The sequence below is a fragment of the Citrobacter sp. wls613 genome (genome assembly GCF_005281195.1).
Lineage (GTDB): Bacteria > Pseudomonadota > Gammaproteobacteria > Enterobacterales > Enterobacteriaceae > Citrobacter > Citrobacter gillenii.
On the sequence record NZ_SZXN01000007.1, the window covers coordinates 1 to 5589 of the forward strand.

The 5589-nt window shown below is 52.0% G+C and carries 4 protein-coding genes; 1 reads left to right on the plus strand and 3 read right to left on the minus strand.

The annotated features are described in order from the left end of the window. Nucleotides 1–272: 272 nt before the first annotated feature. The 3 genes from clpB to rluD form a co-directional block, all read right to left on the minus strand. Nucleotides 273–2846: an ATP-dependent chaperone ClpB gene (gene clpB / locus FDX01_RS00945; protein WP_096756110.1), complete on the minus strand. Its 2574-nt coding sequence runs from the start codon at nt 2844–2846 to the stop codon at nt 273–275. A gap of 129 nt (nt 2847–2975) precedes the next feature. After that, on the minus strand, nt 2976–3707 hold the full coding sequence (yfiH, locus tag FDX01_RS00950; RefSeq protein ID WP_117343909.1) for a purine nucleoside phosphorylase YfiH: 732 nt from the start codon (nt 3705–3707) through the stop codon (nt 2976–2978). Next, the gene (gene rluD / locus FDX01_RS00955) at nt 3704–4684 is read right to left on the minus strand and encodes a 23S rRNA pseudouridine(1911/1915/1917) synthase RluD (RefSeq protein WP_096756108.1); all 981 of its coding nucleotides are present in this window, start codon (nt 4682–4684) and stop codon (nt 3704–3706) included. Before rluD ends, yfiH begins: the two co-directional genes overlap by 4 nt. A 131-nt stretch (nt 4685–4815) precedes the next feature. Here rluD and bamD point away from each other — a divergent pair, with 131 nt between their 5' ends. Further along, nucleotides 4816–5553: an outer membrane protein assembly factor BamD gene (gene bamD / locus FDX01_RS00960; RefSeq protein WP_096756107.1), complete on the plus strand. Its 738-nt coding sequence runs from the start codon at nt 4816–4818 to the stop codon at nt 5551–5553. The last annotated feature ends 36 nt before the right edge of the window (nt 5554–5589 follow it).

The window sequence follows — 5589 nt, forward strand, 5'->3', positions numbered from 1 at the left end:
ATAATACGTTTTCCTCATTCAGAGTCAAGCATTTAATTTCTGCTTTTCTCCGCAGGGTTCTTAGTGGAACCCCGCTGACCCGGCGGCTTGTAATCCGTTGTTCCGTGTCAGTGGAGGCGCATTATAGGGAGTTATTTCAGGCTGACAAGGGGAAAATACAAAAAACTTATCAACCGATTACTTTTCCATCAAAACTAGTAATGGAAAGTTATTTTCGCCTGGTTTTTAAACAAAAACGAGCCCCGCAGGGCCCGTTTTTAGTATTTTGTGACTTACTGCACTGCCACAATGCGATCGTCATTCACTTCCAGACGAATCGTTTTGCCAGGAACCAGCTCACCCGACAGGATTTGCTGGGCCAGCGGGTTTTCGATCTGTTGCTGGATAGCACGTTTCAATGGACGCGCCCCGTAGACAGGATCGTACCCATTCGCGCTCAGCAGTTTAAGCGCCTCGTCAGAGATGTGGATTTCATAGCCACGATCTTCCAGACGTTTGTACAGACGCTGCAGCTGGATCTGGGCAATAGACGCAATGTGTTGTTCACCCAACGGATGGAAGACAACAACTTCATCTATACGGTTAATGAATTCCGGACGGAAGTTTTGGCTGACCACGCCCAGCACCATGTCTTTCATGTGTCCGTAGTCCAGGTCGCCAAAACGTTCCTGAATGAGATCGGACCCCAGGTTAGAAGTCATGATGACCACCGTATTACGGAAGTCGACCGTTCTCCCCTGCCCGTCAGTCAGTCGACCGTCATCCAGCACCTGCAACAGAATGTTGAACACATCCGGATGCGCCTTTTCCACTTCATCCAGCAGGATGACGGAATAAGGGCGACGACGCACCGCTTCTGTCAGGTAGCCGCCCTCTTCATAGCCAACGTATCCCGGGGGCGCACCGACCAGACGAGAGACAGAGTGTTTCTCCATAAACTCAGACATATCGATACGAACCATCGCGTCGTCGCTGTCGAACATAAAGTTAGCCAGCGCTTTACACAGTTCGGTTTTACCGACACCGGTTGGCCCAAGGAACAAGAACGAACCGATCGGACGATTCGGATCGGACAACCCTGCACGGCTACGGCGAATCGCGTTGGATACCGCTTCCACCGCTTCGTTCTGACCAATGACGCGGTTATGCAGATCCTGCTCCATACGCAGCAGTTTTTCACGCTCGCCTTCCAGCATGCGGGCAACAGGGATCCCCGTCCAACGCGCCAGTACTTCGGCGATTTCCGCATCCGTCACTTTATTACGCAACAGGCGCATGGTTTTGCCTTCAGACTGAGTGGCTGCTTCCAGCTGTTTTTCCAGCTCAGGAATTTTGCCGTACTGCAGCTCAGACATCCGCGCCAGATCACCCACCCGACGAGCCTGTTCGATAGCGATTTTCGCCTGCTCCAGTTCAGCCTTAATCGTCTGCGTGCCGGAAAGTGACGCTTTTTCCGCTTTCCACTCTTCTTCGAGCTCAGAATACTGACGCTCTTTGTCATCCAGCTCTTCATTAAGCATATCGAGGCGCTTTTTACTCGCCTCGTCAGACTCTTTCATTAACGCCTGCTGTTCCAGTTTGAGCTGGATGATTCGGCGATCGAGTCGGTCCAGTTCTTCCGGCTTGGAGTCAATCTGCATACGAATGCTGGACGCCGCTTCATCGATAAGATCGATGGCTTTGTCCGGTAACTGACGGTCAGCAATGTAACGATGAGATAGCGTCGCTGCCGCGACAATTGCCGGGTCAGTGATCTGCACGTGGTGGTGCAGCTCATAGCGTTCTTTCAACCCACGCAAAATGGCGATGGTGTCTTCCACGCTCGGCTCGGCAACAAACACTTTCTGGAAACGACGTTCCAGTGCCGCATCTTTTTCGATGTACTGGCGGTACTCATCAAGTGTTGTAGCCCCTACACAGTGCAGTTCGCCACGAGCCAGTGCCGGTTTCAACATGTTCCCGGCATCCATGGCACCATCGGCTTTACCTGCGCCAACCATAGTATGCAGCTCATCGATAAACAGAATGACATTGCCTTCCTGTTTCGACAGATCGTTCAGCACACCTTTTAAACGTTCTTCAAATTCACCGCGATATTTCGCCCCGGCCACCAGCGCGCCCATATCCAGCGCCAGTACACGGCGGCCTTTTAAACCCTCCGGCACTTCGCCATTAATGATGCGCTGCGCAAGCCCTTCAACAATGGCCGTTTTACCGACACCAGGCTCACCAATTAATACCGGATTGTTTTTAGTACGGCGTTGCAGCACCTGAATGGTGCGACGAATTTCTTCATCACGACCGATAACCGGATCGAGCTTACCCTGCTCGGCACGTTCCGTCAGGTCGACGGTGTATTTTTTCAAGGCCTGACGTTGGTCTTCAGCCCCTTGGTCGTTCACGCTTTCACCTCCACGCATCTGTTCAATTGCCTGAGTGATATTAGCGGTCGTCGCCCCCGCTGATTTTAATAAATCGGTCAGCGTACCGCGTGACTCAAGCGCCGCCAGAACGAACAGTTCCGACGAAATAAAATTGTCCCCACGTTTTTGCGCCAGCTTGTCGCAAAGATTCAGTACACGCACCAGCTCCTGAGAAGGCTGCACATCACCGCCGGTGCCTTCTACCTGCGGCAAGCGGCTCAATGCCTGATCAATGGCTGTGCGTAACTGGCCGGCGTTAATGCCAGCAGACGTTAACAAAGGACGGACCGATCCCCCTTCCTGATTAAGCAGGGCGCTCATTAGATGAAGTGGTTCGATAAACTGGTTGTCGTGCCCCAGTGCGAGTGACTGGGCATCGGCGAGTGCAAGCTGGAATTTATTAGTAAGACGATCCAGACGCATAACTCCTCCCATAACAGGTCAAAATTGCTACTGGAGATTAAATGAGGTCATCCCTCAATTATTCAAGGTGAATGACCTGAATTATGTGAAAAGAAAATTACGCGTACCGGATCGTCTTGATTCTTTAGGTTATATCAGCCAAATAAAACTTGCCATACGACCGGTGGTTTTGTCGCGACGATAAGAGAAGAAAGTCTCACTTTCGCTGAACGTACAGCGGTCACCGCCGTAGAGGTTCTCAACCCCAACATGTGCCAGACGCTGGCGAGCAAGCTGATAAATATCTGCCAGGTACTTTTCACCACGTGGCACAAATGCGCTGTCTGCTTGTGGATCTTTGACCATAAACGCGTCACGCACTTCAGGCCCCACTTCAAATGCACGGGGACCAATTGCCGGGCCTAACCAGGCAATAATGTTTTCGGGTTTATCAGCAAAACACGCAACGGTCTCTTCAAGCACGCCTGCACATAACCCGCGCCAGCCCGCATGAGCCGCCGCGACTTCCGTGCCAGCACGATTACAAAATAACACGGGCAAACAGTCCGCCGTCATCACTGCACACACGGTGCCCGGCGTATTGCTGTAGGACGCATCCGCACGCTTAGAAGAATAAGGCTCGCCGGTAAGTTTCAGAACATCTTTACCGTGCACCTGTTCGAGCCAGACCGGTTTTGAAGGCAGATTGCCCGCAGCAAAGAGTCGTTTGCGGTTCTCTTCAACATGTTCCAGGTTATCGCCGCAATGGGCCCCCAGATTCAGCGAATCGTACGGCGGCAAACTGACGCCACCAATACGGGTAGAACTACAGGCCGCGACGCCTTGCGGCAGCGGCCACTGCGGGACAATTAGCTTACTCATAGCCAGGCCACATCATCCTTATGCTCTTCGAAATCGGCACGCATCACGGCAATCAGATCAACCATATCTTGCGGAATTGGCGCATGCCATTCCATTTCGATACCTGTGATTGGGTGATACAAGCGCAGCATGGTGGCATGCAGCGCCTGGCGGTCGAACTTACGCAGCGTAGAAATAAATTCATCCGACGCGCCTTTCGGTGGACGTGGACGGCCGCCGTAGACCTGGTCGCCCACCAGCGGATGGGTAATATGCGCCATGTGCACACGGATCTGGTGCGTACGTCCGGTTTCCAGACGCAGCCTAAGGCGCGTGTGTACACGGAAGTGCTCCATAATGCGGTAATGCGTCACCGCAGGTTTCCCCATGGGATGCACGGACATATGCGTACGTTTGGTGGGATGACGGCTGATAGGCTCTTCTACAGTGCCACCGGCTGTCATATGACCAATCGCTACGGCTTCGTACTCACGCGTAATTTCACGCAGCTGTAGCGACTCGACCAAACGCGTTTGCGCCGGAACCGTTTTTGCTACCACCATTAATCCGGTGGTGTCTTTATCCAGACGGTGCACGATACCTGCACGAGGAACATCCGCAATCGGCGGGTAGTAATGCAGTAACGCATTCAATACCGTGCCATCAGGATTACCGGCACCCGGATGTACCACGAAATCACGTGGTTTGTTGATGACCAGAATATCGTCATCTTCATAGACGATATCTAGCGGGATATCTTGCGCTTCAAAACGAATTTCTTCGTCAATTTCAGCATTGATGGAGACACGTTCTCCACCCAAAACTTTTTCTTTCGGTTTATCGCAAAGATTCCCGTTTACCAGCACGCGCTGATCGAGGATCCATTCTTTTATGCGAGAACGCGAATAATCAGGGAACAATTCGGCCAAAGCCTGATCTAAGCGTTGACCGAGCTGATTATCGGAGACTGTTGCGGTGAGTTCTACTCGTTGTGCCATAAACTGCTTCTTCGTTTAACGTTGGGTTTTACGGCTTTGCCGTTTAATATAGTGTGCTATTGTAGCTGGTCTTAACCGGGAGCAGGAACAGAGAATCTCCCGTAAAACATTTTGAGGAAAGTCAAAACGTCATGACGCGCATGAAATACCTGGTGGCAGCAGCCACGTTGAGCCTGTTTTTGGCGGGTTGCTCTGGTTCAAAGGAAGAGGTGCCCGATAACCCACCAAATGAAATCTACGCGACTGCTCAGCAAAAGCTGCAGGACGGTAACTGGAAACAGGCAATAACGCAATTGGAAGCGTTGGATAATCGCTATCCATTTGGACCTTATTCTCAGCAGGTGCAATTAGATCTCATCTACGCCTACTACAAAAATGCCGATCTGCCGCTCGCTCAGGCCGCCATCGATCGTTTTATCCGTCTGAACCCGACACACCCTAACATTGATTATGTCATGTATATGCGTGGCCTGACCAATATGGCGTTGGATGATAGCGCACTGCAAGGATTCTTTGGTGTTGATCGCAGCGATCGCGATCCACAGCACGCCCGAGCTGCGTTTAATGACTTTTCCAAACTGGTACGTGGCTACCCGAATAGCCAGTACACAACGGACGCCACCAAGCGCCTGGTATTCCTGAAAGATCGCCTGGCGAAATATGAGTACTCCGTTGCTGAGTACTACACCGCACGCGGCGCGTGGGTTGCTGTGGTAAACCGCGTAGAAGGTATGCTGCGTGACTTCCCGGATACCCAGGCAACACGTGATGCCTTACCGCTGATGGAAAACGCCTATCGCCAGATGCAGATGACTGCACAGGCCGAAAAAGTGGCGAAAATTATTGCCGCCAACAGCAGCAATACCTGATTCCTCGCTGAATGCAAAACGGCAGCCCTCGGGCTG